Raw genomic sequence first — 18,853 nt, forward strand, 5'->3', positions numbered from 1 at the left:
CGTCAACCGGACGCTCGGGCTGGTGCCCGCCGGTGTGCCGGGCGAGCTGTACCTGGGTGGGCCCGGGTTGGCGCGCGGGTACCTCGGTCAGCCCGGGCTGACCGCGTCCCGGTTCGTCGCCAACCCGTTCGGCGGCGGACGGCTCTACCGCACCGGCGACCTGGTGCGCCGGACCCCGGGCGGGCTGGAGTTCCTGGGGCGCGTCGACGACCAGGTGAAGGTGCGCGGGTTCCGGATCGAGCCGGGCGAGGTCGAAGCGGCGCTGACCGCAGAGGAGTCGGTGGCCGCCGCGGTCGTCGTGGTGCGCGACGAGCAACTCGTCGGCTACGTGGTGGCCGCGCCCGACACGGCACCGGATGGCCGGGCGCTGCGGGCACGGCTGGCGGAACGCCTGCCCGAACACATGGTCCCGGCGGTCGTGGTGGTCCTCGCGGAGTTCCCGACACTGCCCAACGGCAAGGTCGACCGGAAGGCGTTGCCCGCACCGGACCTCGCCGCGCTCGCGGGCGGCCGGGTGCGCACACCCGCCGAGGAGATCGTCGCCGCGCTGTTCGCCGAGGTGCTGGGGCTGCCCGAGGTCGGGGCCGACGCCGACTTCTTCGCCGTCGGCGGGCACTCGCTGCTGGCCACCCGGCTCGTCTCCCGCGTCCGCGCCACGCTCGGCGCCGAGCTGGCGATCCGGGACGTGTTCACGGCCCGCACGGTCGCGGGCATCGCCGCCCTCGTCACGGCGGGCGACGACGAGGTCCGGGCCGCCCTGGTCAGGCGGGCGCGGCCGGAGCGGCTGCCGCTGTCGTTCGCGCAGCAGCGGCTGTGGTTCCTGTTCCGCATGGAAGGCCCCAGCGCCACCAACAACATCCCGTTCGTCGCACGGCTCAGGGGCGCGGTCGACGCGGACGCCCTGCGGCTCGCGCTGCGGGACGTCGTGGGGCGGCACGAGAGCCTGCGCACGGTGTTCCCCGACCACGACGGTGTGGCCTACCAGCGGATCTTGTCCGATGTGGACGTCGAGCTGACCGAGATCGGCACCACCGCCGACAAGGTCGGTGCGGAAGTCCAGGACGCCACCGGGTACGCGTTCGACCTGGCCACCGAGATCCCCGTGCGGGCCTGGCTGTTCCGGGTGTCCGCGGACGACTCGGTCGTCGTGCTGCTCGTGCACCACATCGCCGCGGACGAGTGGTCGACCGCGCCGCTGCTGGGCGGCCTGGGCGAGGCGTACTCGGCGCGCAAGCGGGGCGTCGGTCCCGACTGGGCTGACCTTCCCGTGCAGTACGGCGATTACGCCCTGTGGCAGCGGGAACTGCTGGGTTCCGAGGACAACCCCGCGAGCCTGGTGTCCCGGCAGGTCGCCTACTGGCGGGACGCGCTCGCCGGCGCGCCGGACGAGATCGCGCTCCCGCTGGACCGGCCCCGACCCGCCGTGGCTTCCTACCGGGGCGACGACGTCCGGTTCGAGGTGCCGTCCGACGTCGCTTCGTCGTTGCGCGAGGTGGCGCGGGACCACGGCGTCACGGTGTTCATGGTCGTGCAGGCCGCTGTCGCCGCGTTGCTGTCCCGGCTCGGGGGTGGGGACGACATCCCGCTCGGCACGCCGATCGCGGGGCGCACCGACCAGAACCTCGACCGGCTCGTGGGCTTCTTCGTGAACACGTTGGTGCTGCGGACGGACGTCTCCGGTGACCCGTCGTTCGTGGAGTTGCTGGGCCGCGTCCGGGAGACCGACCTGGCGGCCTACGCGCACCAAGACGTGCCGTTCGAGCGGCTGGTGGAGATCCTGAACCCGACCCGGTCGATGGCTCGCCACCCGCTGTTCCACGTCATGGTCACGCACACCGGCCTGGAGGAGGCCGACCTGGGCCTGCCCGGCACCCGGACCGAGGCCGCGGACGTCGCGACCACCACCGCCACGTTCGACCTGTCCTTCGGGCTGGCGGACGTGCCCGGCGGCATGGTCGGCGCGATCGAGTACGCCACGGACCTGTTCGACCGGGCGACGATCGTCGACCTCGCGGACCGCCTGGTGCGGCTGCTCGCGGCCGTCGCCGCCGACCCCGGTCGGCCGATCCGGCGCGTGGAACTGCTGTCCGAGGACGAGCGCGAACTGGTGCTGCGGACGTGGAACGACACGGCGGAACCGGAAGTCGAGCGGTCCCTGCCGGAACTGCTCGCGTCCGCGTTCGCCGAGTTCCCCCACGAGATCGCGCTGGTGTCCGGCCACGCCCGTCTGTCCTACCGGGACTTGGACGTGCTGGTGGGACAGCTTGCCGGGGAACTGCGGGAGCGCGGCGTCGGGGCCGAGCGGGTCGTCGCCATCGGGCTGCCGCGTGGTGCGGAAATGGTCGTGTCGCTGCTGGCCATCCTGCGCGCGGGCGGCGCGTTCGTGCCGCTCGACCCGACTTGGCCGCGGGCTCGACGCGAGAGCGTGCTGCGCGATTCGGGTGCGGTGCTGACCGTGACCGGTCCTGGCGGGGTGCCGGAATCCGCGGACACTCTGGCCGTCGACCTGGGACGCTGGGCTTTCGGCGGGAACCCCGTTGCCCCAGCGGTTCCGGCGCTGGGCACGCAGCTCGCCTACGTCATGTTCACCTCCGGGTCGACCGGCGCGCCGAAGGGCGCGATGATCCGCCACGAGGCCATCTGCGCGCGCCTGGTGTGGCAGAGCGGGCTGCTCGGCTTCGGCCGGGGTGACGCGTCGCTGTTCAAGGCGCCGCTGTCGTTCGACATCTCGGTCAACGAGATCCTGCTGCCGCTGGTCACCGGCGGTCGCGTGGTGATCGCCGAACCGGGCGGCGAACGCGACCCCCGCTACCTGCTCGACCTCATCGACGACGAGGGCATCACCTTCGTCTACCTGCCGTCCTCGATGCTCGACGCGCTGCTCGAACTCGGCCGCGGCACCGATTCCCTGCGCGGCCTGCGGCACGTCTGGTGCGGTGGCGAAGTGCTGACCCCGGAGCTGTTCGACCGGTTCCGCGCCGCGCTCGACACCACGATGTACCACGGTTACGGTCCCGCCGAGACCACCATCGGCGTCTCGCACGTGGTCTACCGTGAGGGTTCCGACCGCATGGCCACCTCGATCGGCGGTCCCAACCCGAACACCCGGCTCTACGTGCTCGACGACGCGCTCAACCCGGTTCCCCCGGGTGTCGCGGGCGAACTGTACGTCGGCGGGTACCTGCTCGGTCGGGGCTATGTGAACCGCCCGGACCTGACCGCCGCGCGCTTCGTCGCGAACCCGTTCGGTGACGGACGGCTCTACCGCACCGGCGACCTGGTGCGCTGGGCGGGGGATGGCACGCTCGACTTCGTCGGGCGCGCGGACAACCAGGTCAAGATCCGGGGAATGCGGCTCGAACTGGAAGAAGTCGAGGCCGCGCTCCTGTCGCACCCTGGCGTCCGTTCGGCGGTGGTGACCACCCGGCACACACCCACCGGAAGCGCTTACCTTGCCGCGTATGTGGTTCCCGAGGGTCCGGTCGCGGACCTGGGGGAGTGGGCGAAGAACACGCTGCCGGAATACATGGTGCCTTCGGCGTTCGTGGAACTGGACGCGTTGCCCATCACCGCCAACGGGAAGGTGGACCGGCGGGCGCTGCCCGAGCCGGTGCTGGAGACAGGTGACCGGCGGGCGCCGCGCTCGCCGCGCGAGGAGCTGGTCGCGGGGATCTTCGCGGACCTGCTCGGGGTGGACTCCGTCGGCTCCGACGACAACTTCTTCGCGCTGGGCGGCCATTCGCTGCTGGCGACGAAGCTGGTGAGTCGTGTGCGGACGGTTCTCGGTGTCGAGCCGACCATTCGGGACGTGTTCGAGGCGCCGACCGTCGCGGGTCTGGTGTCGCGGCTTCCCCTGTCCGGGGTCGCGCGGCCCGCGCTGACCCGGCGGGAGCGGCCGGAGCGGTTGCCGCTGTCGTTCGCGCAGCAGCGGCTGTGGTTCCTGTTCCGGATGGAAGGGCCGAGTTCGACCTACAACATCCCGCTGACCGCGCGGCTGCGCGGCGAGGTCGATGCCGACGCGTTCCGGTTGGCGCTGCGGGATATCGCGGGGCGGCACGAGAGCCTGCGGACGGTGTTCCCGGTGTGGGACGGCGTGCCGTACCAGCGGATTTTGTCTGATGTAGACGTTCCGTTCGAGGTGGCGGACGCGGGCTCGGACGTGGATTCCCTGGTCGCGGCGGCGGTCGAGTACGGATTCGACCTGTCCGCCGAGATTCCCCTGCGGGTGTGGCTGTTCCGGCTCTCCGCCGAGGAGTCCGTGGTGGTGCTGCTGGTGCACCACATCGCGGCCGACGAGTGGTCGACCGCGCCGCTGTTGGGCGACCTGGCGTCCGCGTACTCGGCTCGACGGTCCGGCACGCGTCCGGAGTGGACACCGCTGCCCGTGCAGTACGCCGATTACGCGCTGTGGCAGCGGGAACTCCTCGGCTCGGAAGACGACCCGACGAGCGTCGTGTCGACCCAGGTCGACCACTGGCGCTCGGCGCTCGCGGGCATGCCGGAGGAGCTGGCACTGCCCGCCGACCGACCACGTCCGGCCATCGCCTCCTACCGTGGCGGCGAGGTGCGGTTCGACCTGAGCGGCGACGCGCTGCGCGGGCTCCGATCGGCGGCCCGCGCCTCTGGCGCGACCCTGTTCATGACCGCCCAAGCCGCCGTCGCAGCCCTGCTCTCGCGACTGGGCGCGGGCACGGACATCCCGCTCGGTTCCCCCATCGCGGGCCGCACCGACGAGGCGCTGGATGAGCTGGTCGGGTTCTTCCTGAACACGCTGGTGCTGCGGACGGACGTCTCCGGTGACCCGTCGTTCGCCGAGCTGCTCGGCCGTGTCCGGGAGACCGACCTGGCCGCCTACGCGCACCAGGACGTGCCGTTCGAGCGCCTTGTGGAGATCCTCAACCCGACCCGGTCGATGGGGCGGCACCCGCTGTTCCAGACGCTGGTCGTGTTCCACGACGCCGATGACCGCGACCTCGGCCTGCCCGGCGTCTCGACCGCGGCGCAGGTCGCCGAGGTGACGACGGCTCGCTTCGACCTGACGTTCACCTTCACCGAACTGGCCGACGGCATCTCCGGCACCGTCGAGTACGCCGACGACCTGTTCGACCGTGCCACGGCATCCCTGCTGGCCACCCGCCTCGTGCGGCTGGTGGAGGCGGTCGCGGCCGACCCCGCGCTGCCGGTCTCCGCCGTCGACCTGCTGTCGGCGGGGGAGCGGCGGGACCTGCTGGCGTTCCCCGACGCACCCGCCGTGGCCACCACGGTCATCGAGTCGATCTTCGCCCAGGCCGCGCGCACCCCCACGGCCGTCGCGGTCACCGCCGCCGACGGCTCGGTGACCTACGCCGAGCTGGTGGCCCGCGCCTCCGCGCTGGCCGGGGAGCTGACCAGGCGCGGCGCGGGCCCGGAGCGGATCGTGGCGCTGGCGTTGCCCCGGTCGACGGACATGGTCGTCGCGATGCTGGCCGTGCTGCGGTCGGGGGCGGCGTACCTGCCGCTGGACCCGGAGTACCCGGCGGACCGGTTGGCGTACATGGTCGAGGACGCCTCGCCCGCGCTCTTGGTGACCACCCCCGCGTTGCGCGCGGTGCTGCCCCCGGTCGCGGAAACGGTGACGTTCGACGACTCGTGGTCCGGGGACGTCCCGGTCGCGTGGCCCGCTCCGGCGAGCCCGGCGTACGTGATCTACACGTCCGGGTCGACCGGGCGGCCCAAGGGCGTGGTCGTGCCCCATGGTGCCGTGGCGAACTTCGCGGAGGCCATGGGCGCGGTCGTCGGGTTCGGGGCGGGGGACCGGTTGCTGGCGGTCACGACGCTGTCGTTCGACATCGCCGTGTTGGAGCTGCTGGTGCCGTTGACGCGCGGGGTGACCGTGCGGGTGGCGTCCAGGGACGAGGTCCTCGACCCCCGGCTGCTGGTACCGCACCTGTCCGGGTACGTGCAGGCCACGCCTTCTTTGTGGCAGGCCGTCGTCGACGCGGGTGCCGGCTTGGGCGACACGACCGCGTTGGTCGGTGGCGAGGCCCTGCCTTCCGCTCTGGCCAGCGCCCTCGCTACCCGCGCACATCGGGTCGTGAACCTCTACGGGCCAACGGAAACCACGGTCTGGTCGACCACCGCCGAGGTCACCGACGAGCGCGTGGTGATCGGTGCGCCTATTCGGGCCACGCAGGCCCATGTTCTTGACGGTGGGCTCGGACTGGTGCCCGCGGGAGTTGTCGGTGAGCTTTACCTGGCCGGTGAGGGAGTCGTCCGCGGCTACCACCGGCGTCCGGGTTTGACGTCCACCCGTTTCGTGGCCAACCCCTTCGGCGCGGGGCGCCTCTACCGAACCGGCGACCTGGCCCGGTGGAACGCCGCGGGCGAACTCGAGTACCTGGGCCGGGCCGACGACCAGGTCAAGGTGCGCGGGTTCCGCATCGAACTGGGCGAGGTCGAGTCTGCTTTGTCCGAAGTGGACTCCGTGGGGCGGGCGGTCGTGGTCGCCCGCGACGCGCGCCTGGTCGGGTATGTGGTCCCCGCGCCCGGCCGGTCCATCGACACCGCGACCCTGCGTTCCGCCGCGTCTTCTCGCCTGCCGGACTACATGGTCCCGTCGGCCTTCGTCGTACTCGACGCGTTTCCCTTGACCGACAACGGAAAGGTCAACCGCCGCGCTTTGCCTGCCCCGGACTTCGGTTCCCGGTCCGAGGGTCGTGCGCCCCAGACCCCCACCGAGGAAGCCCTTTGCTCGCTCTTCGCTGAGGTCCTGGGTGTGGCCTCGGTAGGCGTGGACGACGACTTCTTCATGCTGGGCGGCCATTCGCTGCTCCTCGTGCGCCTCAGCGCCGCCATCGAGTCGCGTCTCGGGGTCACCCTCCCCATCACGGCCTTGTTCACCGCCTCCACCGTCGCCGCCCTGGCCCGTCGGGTCGCGGAGGCCGGTCCGGATGAGGGCCTGTCCCCGGTCCTGCCGCTCCGCGCGGGCACCGGGACCCCGGTCTTCTTCCTCCACCCGGCGAGTGGCTTGGCCTGGCAATTCGCGGCCCTGAAACCCCACCTCCCCGACGGCGTACCCCTGTACGGCTTGCAGTCGCCGCTGCTGACCACCCCGACCGAGCGTTTCGACACCTTGGCGGACCTGGCCGAGCGCTACGTGGCGGAGATCATCCACCTGCACCCCACCGGCCCGTACCGGTTGGTGGGCTGGTCCTTCGGCGGCAACCTGGCCCACCTCGTCGCCTGCGCCCTCCAGCGGCGGGGCCTGACCGTCGACCTGCTGGCACTGCTCGACTCCCGCCAGTTCGACCCGGCGTTGGACGAGGTTCCGGCCGACGCGACCGCCGCCTTGGAAGGCCTGCTCGCGGACCTCGACTACCCGGTCCCCGCCGACCTGACAATGGAATCGGCCGTCGAGGTCATCCGCGCTCGGGGCGACATCATGGCGTCCTTCACCCCGGAGACAATCGCGGCGGTGGTGATCAGCTACCTGACCGGCCAACAGCTACTCGCCACCGCTGAATACCCCGTCTTCAACGGCGACATCCTCGTGGTCGACGCCACCACCCCGGAACCCGGCTTCGAACTGACCCACACCCCTGCCTCGGACGAATGGCGCGACTTCGCCACGGGCACCGTCACCGCCGTCCCGTTCGACTGCCGACACGCCCAAGTGCTGTCTCCCCGGATGACTCCCACACTGGGCGCGGTCCTGGGAGACGCGTTGCGCCCGCGGTGATCGGACCGCGCTCCTCGACCGGGTACCGACCGGTCGAGGAGCCTGCTTGTCGCGTAGAAGTGGTCCTTGTTCCCGTTTCCGGAGCGGCCAACAACTCGGACACCACTCAGAGGTCCTTTCCCGCGGCGCGGGAATCGCCGTTCGCGGAACCGGCGAGTGTGGCATGCCTGCTGCACCCGCCTGGGGTATCCGGTGTCGCCCGCAAGTACGGGTGCGGCGCGGGGGGCTGGCGGTGGAATCTCGGACATGACCGTGGAATGCGGTGCCGCCTGCCCGGCCGGGGCGGGCTGGACAACGGAAACAGGCGGTGAATACGGTGTCGTCTGCTCGACCGTGACCGGCTGGGTGCCGGATATGGCAGGCGGGTTCGACACTCCGGGTGTCGTCGGGTCGGCCGAACGGGAAGGGGGAACTTGTCCAGGCGACTCGCTGACCAAAGGGGGAATTGGTGCCACCGCGGACGATTCGGTCGCCTTCTAGGTGAAGAGCGCGATCGCCGCGATCGGCAAGATCAGGACCGTGGCCACCAGGAGGGCCGCGGTGAACGCCACTTGGGTCTTGGTTATCTGGTTGCTCCGCATACCGCGTCGGACGGCCGAAGCGGTGGTGAGCACGAGGATCGTTCCGAGTGCCAGCACCAGGCCCCATGGGCCGATCGCGAATACCTGGCCGTATATACCGCCGAGGGACGAGACCGCGGCCACGACCGCGGTGAACAAGCTTGTCGCGGCGAACTCGCGTTTGAACGCCGAGAACACGGTTAGCCTGGCGCCCGTGCCCGCCGCATCCGGTTCGGCGGGTTCGGTGGATTTTGTTCGGTGAGTTCGGAGGCTGCTCCTGCATGGTCACGTCGGTGGCGGCACTCTGGTCGCGATCATGTTGTGACGTACCGCCACACGAACGGCCGAGATGGCGCGCGGCTCACCGCGCACTGGCGATTCTGGTGAAATACTTGCTGATTCGGAGAAATGGACAATGGCTGGAACGGATGTCGGGGCGCGTCCACCGGTCCGGTCTCCCCGCTGTCGCGCACCTCGCCCGCCCGGACTCCGGTAGTGTTGATCTTGTTGATGTCGCGTGGGTGGCCGGGTGACCACGGGGATCGTCCGCACCGCACGGAGTCCGGCCGCATCGCGAACCGCGCGTTCACAGGGGCTGTGGTGGGTGTCATCGCTGGACCGGGCGCGGACACGCGGGAAACGGTCGCGGAGGGTGATCGTCCGGTTGTGCTAGTGTCGGATTTGCCCTTTTCGTGGCTCATCAGGAGGACTTGGCCTCATGTTCAAACGGATGCTCTCCGCTTTCGGAGTCGGTGGTCCGTCGGTCGACACGGTGTTGGACTCGCCGCACGCGGTGGCGGGGCAACTGGTCACCGGGCGGGTGCGCATCCAGGGTGGGAGCGCCGACGTCGAGATCGGGCAGATCGTGTTGTCGCTGGTCACCCGGGTCGAGGTGGAGCGCGGCGGCAACGAGGTGGTCGGCAACGGTGAACTCGTGCGGGTCGTCGTGCAGGACCGGGTTCCGGTGCGGGCCAACCAGAACGTCGACGTGCCGTTCCAGTTCCCGCTGCCGTGGGAGACGCCGATCACCGCGGTCGGTGGCAGCCACCTGCCGGGGATGAGCGTCGGTCTGCGCACCGAGCTGGTCATCGCGGGCGCGCCGGACAAGGGCGACCTAGACCCGGTCGAGGTGCACCCGCTGCCGTCCCAGGACAAGGTGCTCGACGCGTTCGGGCAGCTCGGTTTCCGCTTCGCCAAGGCCGACGTCGAGGCGGGGCGGATCCAGGGCGTACCGCAGCAGCTCGGCTGCTACCAGGAGCTCGAGTTCTACGCGCCGCCGCAGGTCGCGGGCCGGATCAACCAGGTGGAGCTCACCTTCGTGGCGACGCCGACCGAGCTGCACGTGGTGCTCGAGGCCGACCGCCGGGGCGGCTTCTTCGGCGGCGGCGGTGACGTCTTCGGTCGCTTCGCCATGCCCCACCAGGAAGCCGAGTCCACCGACTGGACCCCGCTCATCGGCCAGTGGTTGGAGCAGGTCGTCGAACGCGGCGCCGCCAACCCCGCCTTCGGCGGCGGCGCGCCGAACGCGGCGTTCGGGGGCCAGCCCGGGTACGGCCAGCCGCAGCACGGCTACGGCCAGCCCGGGTACGGACAACCCGGCTACGGACAACCCGGCTACGGGCAGCAGGGCTACGGTCAGCCCGGATACGGTCAGCACGGCCAGCGACGCGGCCCCGGCATGGGCGGCGTGATCGGCGGCGTCGCGGCGGGCGTCGTCGGCGGCATGATCCTCGGCGAGATGTTCGACGGCGACGACGGTGGCGGCGGCGAGGAAGACTTCGCGGGCGAGGAGTAACCGCCACCGCGCACAGGAACCGACGGAGGCCCACGCCCGCACCGCGCGCGTGGGCCTCCGCTGTTCGTTCCGCCGCCGCGTGCGACCGGGTTCGCGGGCAACCGAAACCGGTTCGACCGCGCTACCGATGGCAGCCGCTTCGCCGACGTGCGCCCGGCGAAGCTCAACGCCCTGCCTGGCAACGGGAGCAACTCGCCTTGCGGTCCAGTCGGCCGCGGGACGACGATCGCGACCCAGGTCGCTGACGCCGTCGGAGCCGGTCGCGGGTTGATCGGTTGAGCCGTGCGTGAGACCTCGTGGGGATGCCGCTTGCGGGACAGCGCGCTTCTCTCCGCTCTGAGTCCCTCGGGCGGTGGGCTCGACGAGTCGTGGCGATGATCTTGATATGCCTCCGGCCCCCGATATTCATTCTACCGGTGGCCACCGACAATTCGCGGCGAAGATGATCAAGCCTGGGAGGCTTGTTCACGCCCAGCAATGATCACCCCGAAGCGCGAGACGGCGGCCCGTTTGCGAGAATCCAGCCACCACGCATCATTCTCGACAACGGGCCGCGTCTGTGTGTCCTGGCGCCGGTCTCGGTCGAGGCCGTGTCGAGGAACTATGTGCCTTGATCGGTGAGGTGACCGAAGATGGTCGCCGGTTCTCGGCGTGTGTCGCTCCGTGGTGGTCGCGGTGGCGTATTCGCGTCGGAATCGGGTTCAGGCGGAGTGGGTGGATGCGTTCGTGGTGTCGTGGTCGACGGTCGGCCGGGTGATCGCGGCGGTGGCCCCACTGTTGCTGGGCGGGTGTGTGAGGTGGGTGTCGGATCCGGTGCCGTGACCTCGGAACGACATCGTCGGCCTGGAGGTCTCGCACGTTCTCGAGGGTCGGGATGCCGGCGCCTGGCTTGGCGACGAGGGCTGCGTCGGCGGCGGAGTCCTGACCCCTATCAGAAGACCCGGAGACCGGGAGCGACCCGACCGGGAACGGGAGTTCAACCGGCACCACGACTGCACCCGTGTCGTGGTCGAACGCGCCGTCGCCCAACACGAAACCCGGCGCGTTCCCCACACCGACCACCGGCGCCCCATCGACACCTTCGCCGACACCAGTTCCGCGGTCATCGGCCTCTACTTCTCCGCCGCTGAATAACCCTCTGTGGACTGCTCGACGGGCGACCAGCGGCATCCCGATCGGCCGCCCCGCTCGCCGTCGCGATCCGGCGATGATCAACCCGACGCCTCCGGCCCCCACTATCCATTCTAGCGGCGAGGGCCGACAAAACCTGGTGGAGATGATCAAGCCTGTGGACGACTTGCCGGGGGTAGCCGGGGGTGGGATGGTGCCTGGGAGGAGCCGTGTCGGTGACCGTCCCTAGTGGACTACTCGGTCGTGCGCCAGGCGTTGTCGTAGCGTTCTTGGCGTAGGCGGTCGCGGTCGGCTGTGCGGGCTTTTCGCGCCTCCGCCGCCGCGCCGTGGGGGTGGCCGTAGCGGGTCATTCGGTACTCGGTGCTCTCGATTGCGTACGACAGCATGAAGTACACGCCGACGACCAAGCCCAGGGCGCCGCAGGCCAGGGCTAGGCCCACGGGGGCGTCCAAGCCCAGGAGTAGGCCCAGGGTGATCGCGGTGGTCAGGAGGACCATGCGGAGGAGGGTGCGTAGGGCGAACCAGGCCAGCCAAGACGGGCGGGCGGCGTCGGCTAGGACCCAGGCGTGGTAGGACATGGGGACGCGGCCGCCCAAGAGGTACCAGGCGCGGAGGTGGAGGGGTGGCTTGGTCACGGCTGTCCCTTCTTCTGGTCCGCGGCGGCGATCACCCGGGTCAGCGACTCGTGGAGGCGGCGGAGTTCGTCTAGGTCCATGCCCAGTTTGGCGACCACGGCGGGCGGGATCTGCAAGGCCTGCTCGCGCAGCGCGGCGCCCTCGGGGGTCAGGGTGACGGCCAACTGGCGTTCGTCCGCCTCCGACCGGGCGCGCCGGAGGTAGCCGATGGACTCCAGGCGCTTGAGCAAGGGGGAGAGGGTGCCGGGGTCGAGCACCAGCATCGCGCTCAACTCCTTCACCGACAGCGGGGTCCGGCCCCACAGCGCGAGCATCACCAGGTACTGCGGGTGCGTCAGCCCCATCGGCTCCAGCAGCGGCCGGTAGATCCCGATCACCGACCGGGACGCGATGGAGAGCGCGAAGCAGACCTGCCGCTCCAGCGCCAGGGGGTCCTCTTCGATACTTGGTGTGCTAATCATTTGTACCCCATGTTAGCCGGGGTGCGGTCCGGGACCAAGGTGGGCCGGGGCACAAAAAATGGGGCGGCCCCGAAGGGCCGCCCCACCGCGAGCGCGGGAGGTCAGATCTTGCCGAGGACCTCGTCCAGCTTGTCCAGCACGCGCGTGGCGTCGCCGTAGTCGATGATGTTGTACTCGCCGTCGTAGACCTTGCCCGCCTTGACGGCGTTGAGCGAGGTGTAGAGCGGGTTCTGCTTGAGCTTGTCGCCCGCGCCCGGGGCGGTGACCGGCGGGCCGAGGTCGTCGAAGAGCAGCACGTCGGCGCCGTTGAGCTGGTTGAGCTGCTCGATCGAGAACTGCGCCACGTTGCCGTCGGCGACCTTCGTGGTGGCCTCGTCGAAGGTGATGCCCAGGTCGGCCAGGGCGGTGGACGGGCCGCCGACCTTGTCGTAGAGGTACCAGCCGGAGCCGTCGTAGGTGCCCAGCGTGGCCCACTTCTTGCCGGCGATCTTGTCCTTGTGCTTGTCCTTGAGCTCGGTCACCCGCGCCTGGTACTTCTGCTCCAGCTCGGCGACCTGGTCGGCCTTGCCGATCGCCTCGGCCACGGCCTTGACCTGCGGCTTCCAGCCCGGCTGGTCGCCGACGGCCGGGATCAGCACGGTCGGGTACCGGTCCTTGAGCTTGGCGTACTCCGCCTCCTGGTAGTCCCCGGCCAGGATCAGGTCCGGGTCCAGTTCGGCGATCTTGTCGTAGTTGACCTCACCGGCGTCGTTGCCGATGATCGTCAGCTGCTTGAACGGCTCGCCGTCCTTGGCCGCGGTCAGGTCGATCGCGCCCGCGAGGTTCGCCTTGAGGTCGAGCAGGATGTACGGGATCTGGAAGTCGATCGCGACGATCTTCTTGGGCTCACCGGGGACCTCGACCGGCCCCTTCGGCGTCTGCACCGTCCGCTTGGCGGGCGCCGCCGCGGGCGCGCCGGACTGGCCGCCGGGGGTCGACGCGGCGTCGCCGGACGACCCGCACGCGGCGGCGCCGAAGGCGAGCACCGCCGCCGTGGCGAGCGCGGCGAGCCTGCCGACCGGGTGGGCTGTCGCTCTCATGTGGCTACTCCAAGTGAATTCTTGCTTCGCCCAGTCGGGCGAACATGACGCGAAGGTTAGGTGAGGCTATCCTATTTTGACAACGCGTCTGCCATCACAAGAGAGGCACGGCAACCATGACCGCATACCGCGCGACAGTCCTGCGCACCGCCGCGGTCACCCCGCTCATGCTGCGGGTGACCCTGGGCGGCGAAGCGCTGCGCGACTACTCCGGCAGCGGTCTGCCCGATGAGTCCTGCCGGGTGGTGTTCGGTCCGGACGTGACCCGAAACTACACGATCCGCCGCCGCGACCCGGTGCGCGCGGAGATCGATATCGACTTCGTCCTGCACGAAGGCGGCGTGGCCGCGCCGTGGGCGCGAGCCGCGCGCCCCGGCGACGAGATCACCATCAGCGGTTCCCCGGCGGGCAAGTACATCGCCGCGCCGGACGTCCCCTGGCGACTGCTCGCGGGCGACGCGACCGCGCTGCCCGCGATCGGCCGGATCGTCGAGGAACTCCCGGCGGGCGCGCGGGCGCACGTGGTGTGCGTTGTGGACAATCCCGATGAGCGTCAGGAACAACTCGCCACCCAGGGTGACGTGACCTACGAATGGGTGTACGCGGACGCGCGTGAGGCAGGTGACGCGTTGCGCCGCTTGGTCGTCGACCGCACCCTCCCGGAAGGGCCCGGCTACACCTGGGTCGCGGGCGAGGCCTCGGCCACCCGCGACATCCGCCGCCACTTCCGCTTCACCCTCGGCCACACCGCCGACCGCTACGACACCATCGGCTACTGGCGCCTCGACGCGGAGCGCTGGGAGAAGCGCTACCGCGAGGTCGCCGCGCTCATCGACCCCAAGATCGAGGCCGCCGACTCGCTACCGGACGACGAGCTGTACTTCGACGCCGTGGACGAGATCTACGCGGAGGTCGGCCTGTGAGCCGCCTGCGCGCCGAGGACCTGACCCTCGCCTACGACAACCGCGTCGTCGCCGAAGACCTCGGTGTGGCCGTCCCGGACGGCTCGTTCACCGTGATCGTCGGCCCCAACGCGTGCGGGAAGTCCACGCTGCTCAAGGCGTTCGCCCGGGTGCTGCGCCCGACCAAGGGCGCCGTCTACCTCGACGGCGGGGTCATCGCCTCCTACCGCTCCAAGGAGGTCGCGCGCAGGCTCGGGCTGCTGCCGCAGACCTCCATCGCGCCCAGCGGGATCACCGTCGGCGACCTCGTCGCCCGCGGCCGGTACCCGCACCAGGGCCTGCTGCGCCAGTGGTCGGCCGACGACGAGGCCGTGGTCACCGAGGTCATGGGCCGCACCGGGGTCGCGGACCTGGCGGGCAGGCTGGTCGACGAGCTCTCCGGCGGCCAGCGGCAGCGGGTGTGGCTGGCCATGGTGCTGGCCCAGCGCACCGAGCTGCTGCTGCTCGACGAGCCGACGACGTTCCTCGACATCGCCCACCAGGTCGAGGTGCTGGACCTGTGCGCGGAGCTGCACGAGCGCGACGGGTACACCCTCGTGGCGGTGTTGCACGACCTCAACCAGGCCTGCCGCTACGCCACGCACATGATCGCGCTGCGGCCGGGTGGCGTGATCGCCGCGCAGGGCCACCCGGGGGACATCGTCACCGCCGAGCTGGTCGAGGACGTGTTCGGCCTGCGCTGCCGGATCGTGCCGGACCCGGAAACCGGGACGCCCATGGTGGTCCCGCTCGCCCGGGTCGTCAACCGCGCCGATCAGCCGGTGTCCACCTAGGACGCTTAACCGATCACGGGCGGAATGGGAAGGGGACGAATGACACACCCGCGCCCGAAAAAGGTAAGTTAGGCTAACCTAAATGACGCTCGCAAGAGCGGCACGGGGTTTCGTCCGCGTACCACCGCGCGTGGGAGTCAGCCGTCGGGGAGCATCCGGATGGCCAGGTTTGCCGGCAGGGTCGCCCTGGTGACCGGGGCGGGGCAGGGCATCGGCGCCGCCGTGGTCGCCGCGCTCGCGGGGGAGGGCGCCGCGGTCGCCGCCGTCGACCTCGACCAGGTCCGGGTCGAGGCCGTGGCCGCCGAGCACCGGGCCCAGCGCAGGCAGGTCAGCGCCTTCCCGGCCGACGTCTCCTACTCCGCCGCCGTCGACCAGGTCGTCGAACGGGTCGAGGACGAACTGGGACCGATCGACGTCCTGGTCAACGTCGCGGGCGTCCTGCGCCCGGGTGCGGTCGTGAAGTCCACCAACGAGGACTGGTTGTCCACCTTCGCCGTCAACTCCGACGGTGTCTTCTTCACCTCCCGTGCCGTGGCCCGCCGCATGGTCCCCCGGGCCGCGGGCGTGATCGTCACCGTGGGCTCCAACGCGGTCGGCGTGCCGCGCGTGGAGATGGCCGCCTACGCCGCCTCCAAGGCCGCCGCCACCATGTTCACCCGCTGCCTCGGCCTGGAACTGGCCGAGCACGGCATCCGCTGCAACGTCGTCTCCCCGGGCTCCACCGACACCGCCATGCAGCGCGCGCTGTGGACCGGCGAGGGCGCGCGCCGGGTCATCGAGGGCTCCCCGGAGAGCTACCGGGTGGGCATCCCGCTCGGCCGCGTCGCCGACGCCGCCGACATCGCCGACGCGGTGCTGTTCCTCGCCTCCGACCAGGCGCGGCACATCACCATGCAGAACCTGTACGTCGACGGCGGCGCCACCCTGGTCGGCTGACCGCCGCCGATCGCCGCCCGAATCCCGCCCCGAGACCCGGAACGAACGGAGCAGCCTGTGCCTGTCCTGGGAGCACTCCCCGCCGAGGCCCCGTCGGCCGACCTGCCCGCCGACTACCGCGAGGGCGCGTTCCTGTTCACCTCACCGGCCGGGGTGCTGCTCGCCGAGGGGGAGCGCGCCGTGCTCACCTCGCCCGCCGAGGTGCCCGCGGCGCTGTGCGACAGCGAGGCCGAGATCGTCGTCGGCGCCGTGCCGTTCGACCCGGCCGCGCCGAGCAGGCTCGTGGTGCCCGAGACCGTGCGCCGCGGCGGGCCGCTACCGGCCGTGCCGCGCCCGCGCCCGGCCGTGGCGGCGCGCTGGCTGGCCCAGCACACCGACGCCGAGGCCTACCGCGCCGGCGTGCGGCGGGCGTTGGAGCTGTTCGATTCCGGGGACCTGCGCAAGGTCGTGCTCGCCCGCAGGCTCGACCTGGTGGCCGCCGAGCCGATCGCGGTCCGCGACCTGGTCCGCGCGCTGGCCGCGCGCGACCCGCGCGGGCACACCTTCGCCGTCGACCTCGGCGACCGCACGCTCCTGGGCACCAGCCCCGAACTGCTGGTCCGCCGCTCCGGTCGGCTCGTGCTGTCCAACCCGCTGGCCGGTTCGCGGCCGCGCTCCGACGACCCCGTGCACGACGGCCGCAACGCCACGGCGCTGCTGGGCTCTGCCAAGGACCGGCGCGAGCACCGGGTCGTGGTGGCCGCCGTCGCCGACGCGCTGGCCCCGTTCTGCCGCGAGCTGACCGTGCCCGACGAGCCGGAACTGCTGCCCACGCGCACGATGTGGCACCTGTCGACCCGGGTTTCCGGCGTGTTGGCCGACCCGGACACGTCCGCGCTTGACCTGGCCGCCGCGCTGCACCCGACCCCGGCCGTGTGCGGCACGCCGACGGCGGACGCGCGGCGGGTCATCGGCGCGCTGGAGCCCTTCGACCGCGGCTTCTACACCGGTGTGGTCGGCTGGTCCGACGCGACCGGCGACGGCGAGTGGATCATCGCCCTGCGCTGCGGCGAGGCCCGCGGCGCCACGCTGCGGCTGTTCGCGGGCGCGGGCCTGGTCCCCGGCTCCGACCCGGACGAGGAACTGGCCGAGACCGGCGCCAAGCTGCGCACCTTCCTCGACGCGCTGGGCGTGGAGGAGTCGGCGTGAGCGTGCCGTTCCCCGAGGAGTTCGCCCGCCGCTACCGGGAACTCGGGTACTGGACCGGCGAGACCTTCGGCTCGTTCCTGGCCGACCGCGCGGCCCGGTACGCGGACTCCGTCGCGGTGGTGGATGACCGGCACCGGTGGACGTACCGGGAGTTGGACGAGCGCGCTTCCCTCATGGCACAAGGGTTTCGCGATCGCGGCATCGCGCCAGGGGAACGGGTCGTCGTGCAGCTGCCGAATGTGGCGGAGTTCGTGTCCGTCGTGTTCGGACTGTTCCGCGCGGGTGCGGTACCGGTGTTCGCGTTGCCGCCGCACCGGTTCGCCGAGGTTTCCTACTTCTGCCGGCACTCTGCGGCCGTCGCGTACGTCATCGCGGACAAGGCGGCCGGGTTCGACTACCGCGTGCTCGCCGACGAGGTCCGTGCCGCGGCACCGACTGTGCGGGAAGTGTTCGTGCTGGGCGACCCCGGCGCGCACACCTCGCTGGAGGACGTACCCGCCGCACCTCCAGGCGAGTTCCCCGAGGTCGACCCGGGTGGGTTGGCGTTCTTGCAGTTGTCCGGCGGCAGCACGGGTGTGCCGAAGCTGATCCCCCGGACGCACGACGACTACCTCTACAGCGTCCGGGAGAGCGCGGACATCTGCGGCCTCGGCCCGGACTCGGTCTACCTGGTGGCGCTGCCCGTCGCGCACAACTTCCCGATGAGCTCGGCGGGCATCCTGGGCGCCTTCCACGCCGGGGCCCGGATCGTGCTCGCGCCCGCGCCCAGCCCGGATGTGGTGTTCCCGCTGATCGAGCGGGAGGGCGTGACGATCACCGGCGTCGTGCCGCCGATCGCGTTGGTGTGGCTGGATTCCGCGCCCAAGCGGTCGGAGGACCTGTCGAGCCTGCGGTTGCTCCAGGTCGGCGGCGCGAAGTTCGCCGAGGAGTCGGCTCGGCGGGTGCGGCCCGAGTTGGGCTGCGGGTTGCAGCAGGTGTTCGGGATGGCCGAGGGACTGGTCAACTACACCCGGTTCGACGACGACGAGGACACGGTCGCGATCTCCCAGGGGCGGCCGATCTCCCCGGACGACGAACTGCTCGTGGTCGACGCCGACGACAACCCCGTGCCCGAGGGCGAGATCGGGCACCTGCTGACGCGCGGACCGTACACGATCCGCGGGTACTACCGCGCGGAGGAGCACAACGCGCAGGCGTTCACCCCCGATGGCTTCTACCGCACCGGTGACCTCGTGCGGCTGCTGCCGTCCGGGCACGTCGTGGTCGAGGGGCGCGCGAAGGACCAGATCAACCGGGGCGGGGAGAAGGTGGCCGCCGAGGAGGTGGAGAACCACCTCCTCGCGCACCCGGGCGTGCACGACGCGGCCGTGGTCGCCGTGCCGGACGCGTTCCTGGGGGAGCGGACGTGCGCCTTCGTCGTGACGGTCGGCGACCAACCCCCGACCGGCCCGCAGCTGCGCGCTTTCCTGCGCGGGCGCGGCCTGGCCGCGTACAAGATCCCCGACCGGGTGGAGTTCGTGCCCGAGTTCCCCCACACCGGCGTCGGCAAAACCAGCCGCCGGGACCTGCGCGCGGCCTTCACCGCGCGCTTAGCAGCTGAGCGGAAAGGCTGAGCC

General features: G+C 71.2%; 11 protein-coding genes (1 of these 11 running past the window's edge). 7 read left to right on the forward strand and 4 right to left on the reverse strand.

The window, feature by feature from the left end; genetic code table 11:
• Window positions 1–7,717, forward strand: partial view of a non-ribosomal peptide synthetase gene (locus tag V5P93_RS10080; RefSeq protein ID WP_181043850.1) — the 3' portion only. It extends 6,503 nt beyond the left edge of the window; 7,717 of the gene's 14,220 nt are visible here — the last part of the coding sequence; its start codon lies beyond the left edge, outside the window; the stop codon is at window positions 7,715–7,717.
• Between the two features lie 476 nt (window positions 7,718–8,193).
• Here V5P93_RS10080 and V5P93_RS10085 read toward each other — a convergent pair whose 3' ends face one another.
• The gene (locus V5P93_RS10085; RefSeq protein WP_104482603.1) at window positions 8,194–8,475 is read right to left on the reverse strand and encodes a hypothetical protein; all 282 of its coding nucleotides are present in this window, start codon (window positions 8,473–8,475) and stop codon (window positions 8,194–8,196) included.
• A 520-nt stretch (window positions 8,476–8,995) separates the two neighbouring features.
• Between V5P93_RS10085 and V5P93_RS10090 the strand changes: the two genes are divergently transcribed.
• Entirely contained in the window at window positions 8,996–10,072 is a 1,077-nt protein-coding gene (locus V5P93_RS10090) for a sporulation protein (protein ID WP_104482604.1), read from the forward strand.
• 1,364 nt (window positions 10,073–11,436) lie between these two features.
• Here the strand turns inward: V5P93_RS10090 and V5P93_RS10095 are convergent.
• From V5P93_RS10095 to V5P93_RS10105, 3 genes are all read right to left on the reverse strand, one after another.
• A complete protein-coding gene (locus tag V5P93_RS10095; RefSeq protein WP_104483192.1) occupies window positions 11,437–11,838 on the reverse strand; it encodes a DUF5313 family protein in 402 nt (133 codons plus the stop codon).
• Window positions 11,835–12,299, reverse strand: a complete 465-nt coding sequence (locus tag V5P93_RS10100; protein ID WP_104483191.1) for a MarR family winged helix-turn-helix transcriptional regulator — start codon at window positions 12,297–12,299, stop codon at window positions 11,835–11,837. The genes V5P93_RS10095 and V5P93_RS10100 overlap by 4 nt, the downstream gene beginning before the upstream one ends.
• A 101-nt stretch (window positions 12,300–12,400) precedes the next feature.
• Window positions 12,401–13,378 carry an ABC transporter substrate-binding protein gene (locus V5P93_RS10105; RefSeq protein ID WP_104483190.1) on the reverse strand — a complete coding sequence of 326 codons (978 nt, stop codon included), beginning with the start codon at window positions 13,376–13,378 and terminating at the stop codon, window positions 12,401–12,403.
• A 116-nt stretch (window positions 13,379–13,494) separates the two neighbouring features.
• Here V5P93_RS10105 and V5P93_RS10110 point away from each other — a divergent pair, with 116 nt between their 5' ends.
• The 5 genes from V5P93_RS10110 (at window position 13,495) to V5P93_RS10130 (ending at window position 18,850) form a co-directional block, all read left to right on the forward strand.
• The gene (locus V5P93_RS10110; protein WP_104483189.1) at window positions 13,495–14,301 is read left to right on the forward strand and encodes a siderophore-interacting protein; all 807 of its coding nucleotides are present in this window, start codon (window positions 13,495–13,497) and stop codon (window positions 14,299–14,301) included.
• Window positions 14,298–15,113, forward strand: a complete 816-nt coding sequence (locus V5P93_RS10115) for an ABC transporter ATP-binding protein (protein ID WP_104483188.1) — start codon at window positions 14,298–14,300, stop codon at window positions 15,111–15,113. Before V5P93_RS10110 ends, V5P93_RS10115 begins: the two co-directional genes overlap by 4 nt.
• Before the next feature lie 159 nt (window positions 15,114–15,272).
• Window positions 15,273–16,049: a 2,3-dihydro-2,3-dihydroxybenzoate dehydrogenase gene (locus V5P93_RS10120; protein WP_104483187.1), complete on the forward strand. Its 777-nt coding sequence runs from the start codon at window positions 15,273–15,275 to the stop codon at window positions 16,047–16,049.
• Window positions 16,050–16,106: 57 nt separating this feature from the next.
• Window positions 16,107–17,237: an isochorismate synthase gene (locus V5P93_RS10125; protein ID WP_104483186.1), complete on the forward strand. Its 1,131-nt coding sequence runs from the start codon at window positions 16,107–16,109 to the stop codon at window positions 17,235–17,237.
• Entirely contained in the window at window positions 17,234–18,850 is a 1,617-nt protein-coding gene (locus V5P93_RS10130; protein ID WP_104483185.1) for a (2,3-dihydroxybenzoyl)adenylate synthase, read from the forward strand. The genes V5P93_RS10125 and V5P93_RS10130 overlap by 4 nt, the downstream gene beginning before the upstream one ends.
• The last annotated feature ends 3 nt before the right edge of the window (window positions 18,851–18,853 follow it).

The organism is Actinokineospora auranticolor (assembly GCF_041897805.1).
GTDB classification, from domain to species: Bacteria; Actinomycetota; Actinomycetes; order Mycobacteriales; family Pseudonocardiaceae; genus Actinokineospora; species Actinokineospora auranticolor.

Bases quoted from the DNA above. Each gene is read 5' to 3' on its own strand.
- V5P93_RS10090 (WP_104482604.1), top strand. From the start codon at position 8,996: ATGTTCAAACGGATGCTCTCCGCTTTCGGAGTCGGTGGTCCGTCGGTC.
- V5P93_RS10110 (WP_104483189.1), top strand. From the start codon at position 13,495: ATGACCGCATACCGCGCGACAGTCCTGCGCACCGCCGCGGTCACCCCG.
- V5P93_RS10120 (WP_104483187.1), top strand. From the start codon at position 15,273: ATGGCCAGGTTTGCCGGCAGGGTCGCCCTGGTGACCGGGGCGGGGCAG.
- V5P93_RS10100 (WP_104483191.1), bottom strand. From the start codon at position 12,299: ATGATTAGCACACCAAGTATCGAAGAGGACCCCCTGGCGCTGGAGCGG.
- V5P93_RS10105 (WP_104483190.1), bottom strand. From the start codon at position 13,378: ATGAGAGCGACAGCCCACCCGGTCGGCAGGCTCGCCGCGCTCGCCACG.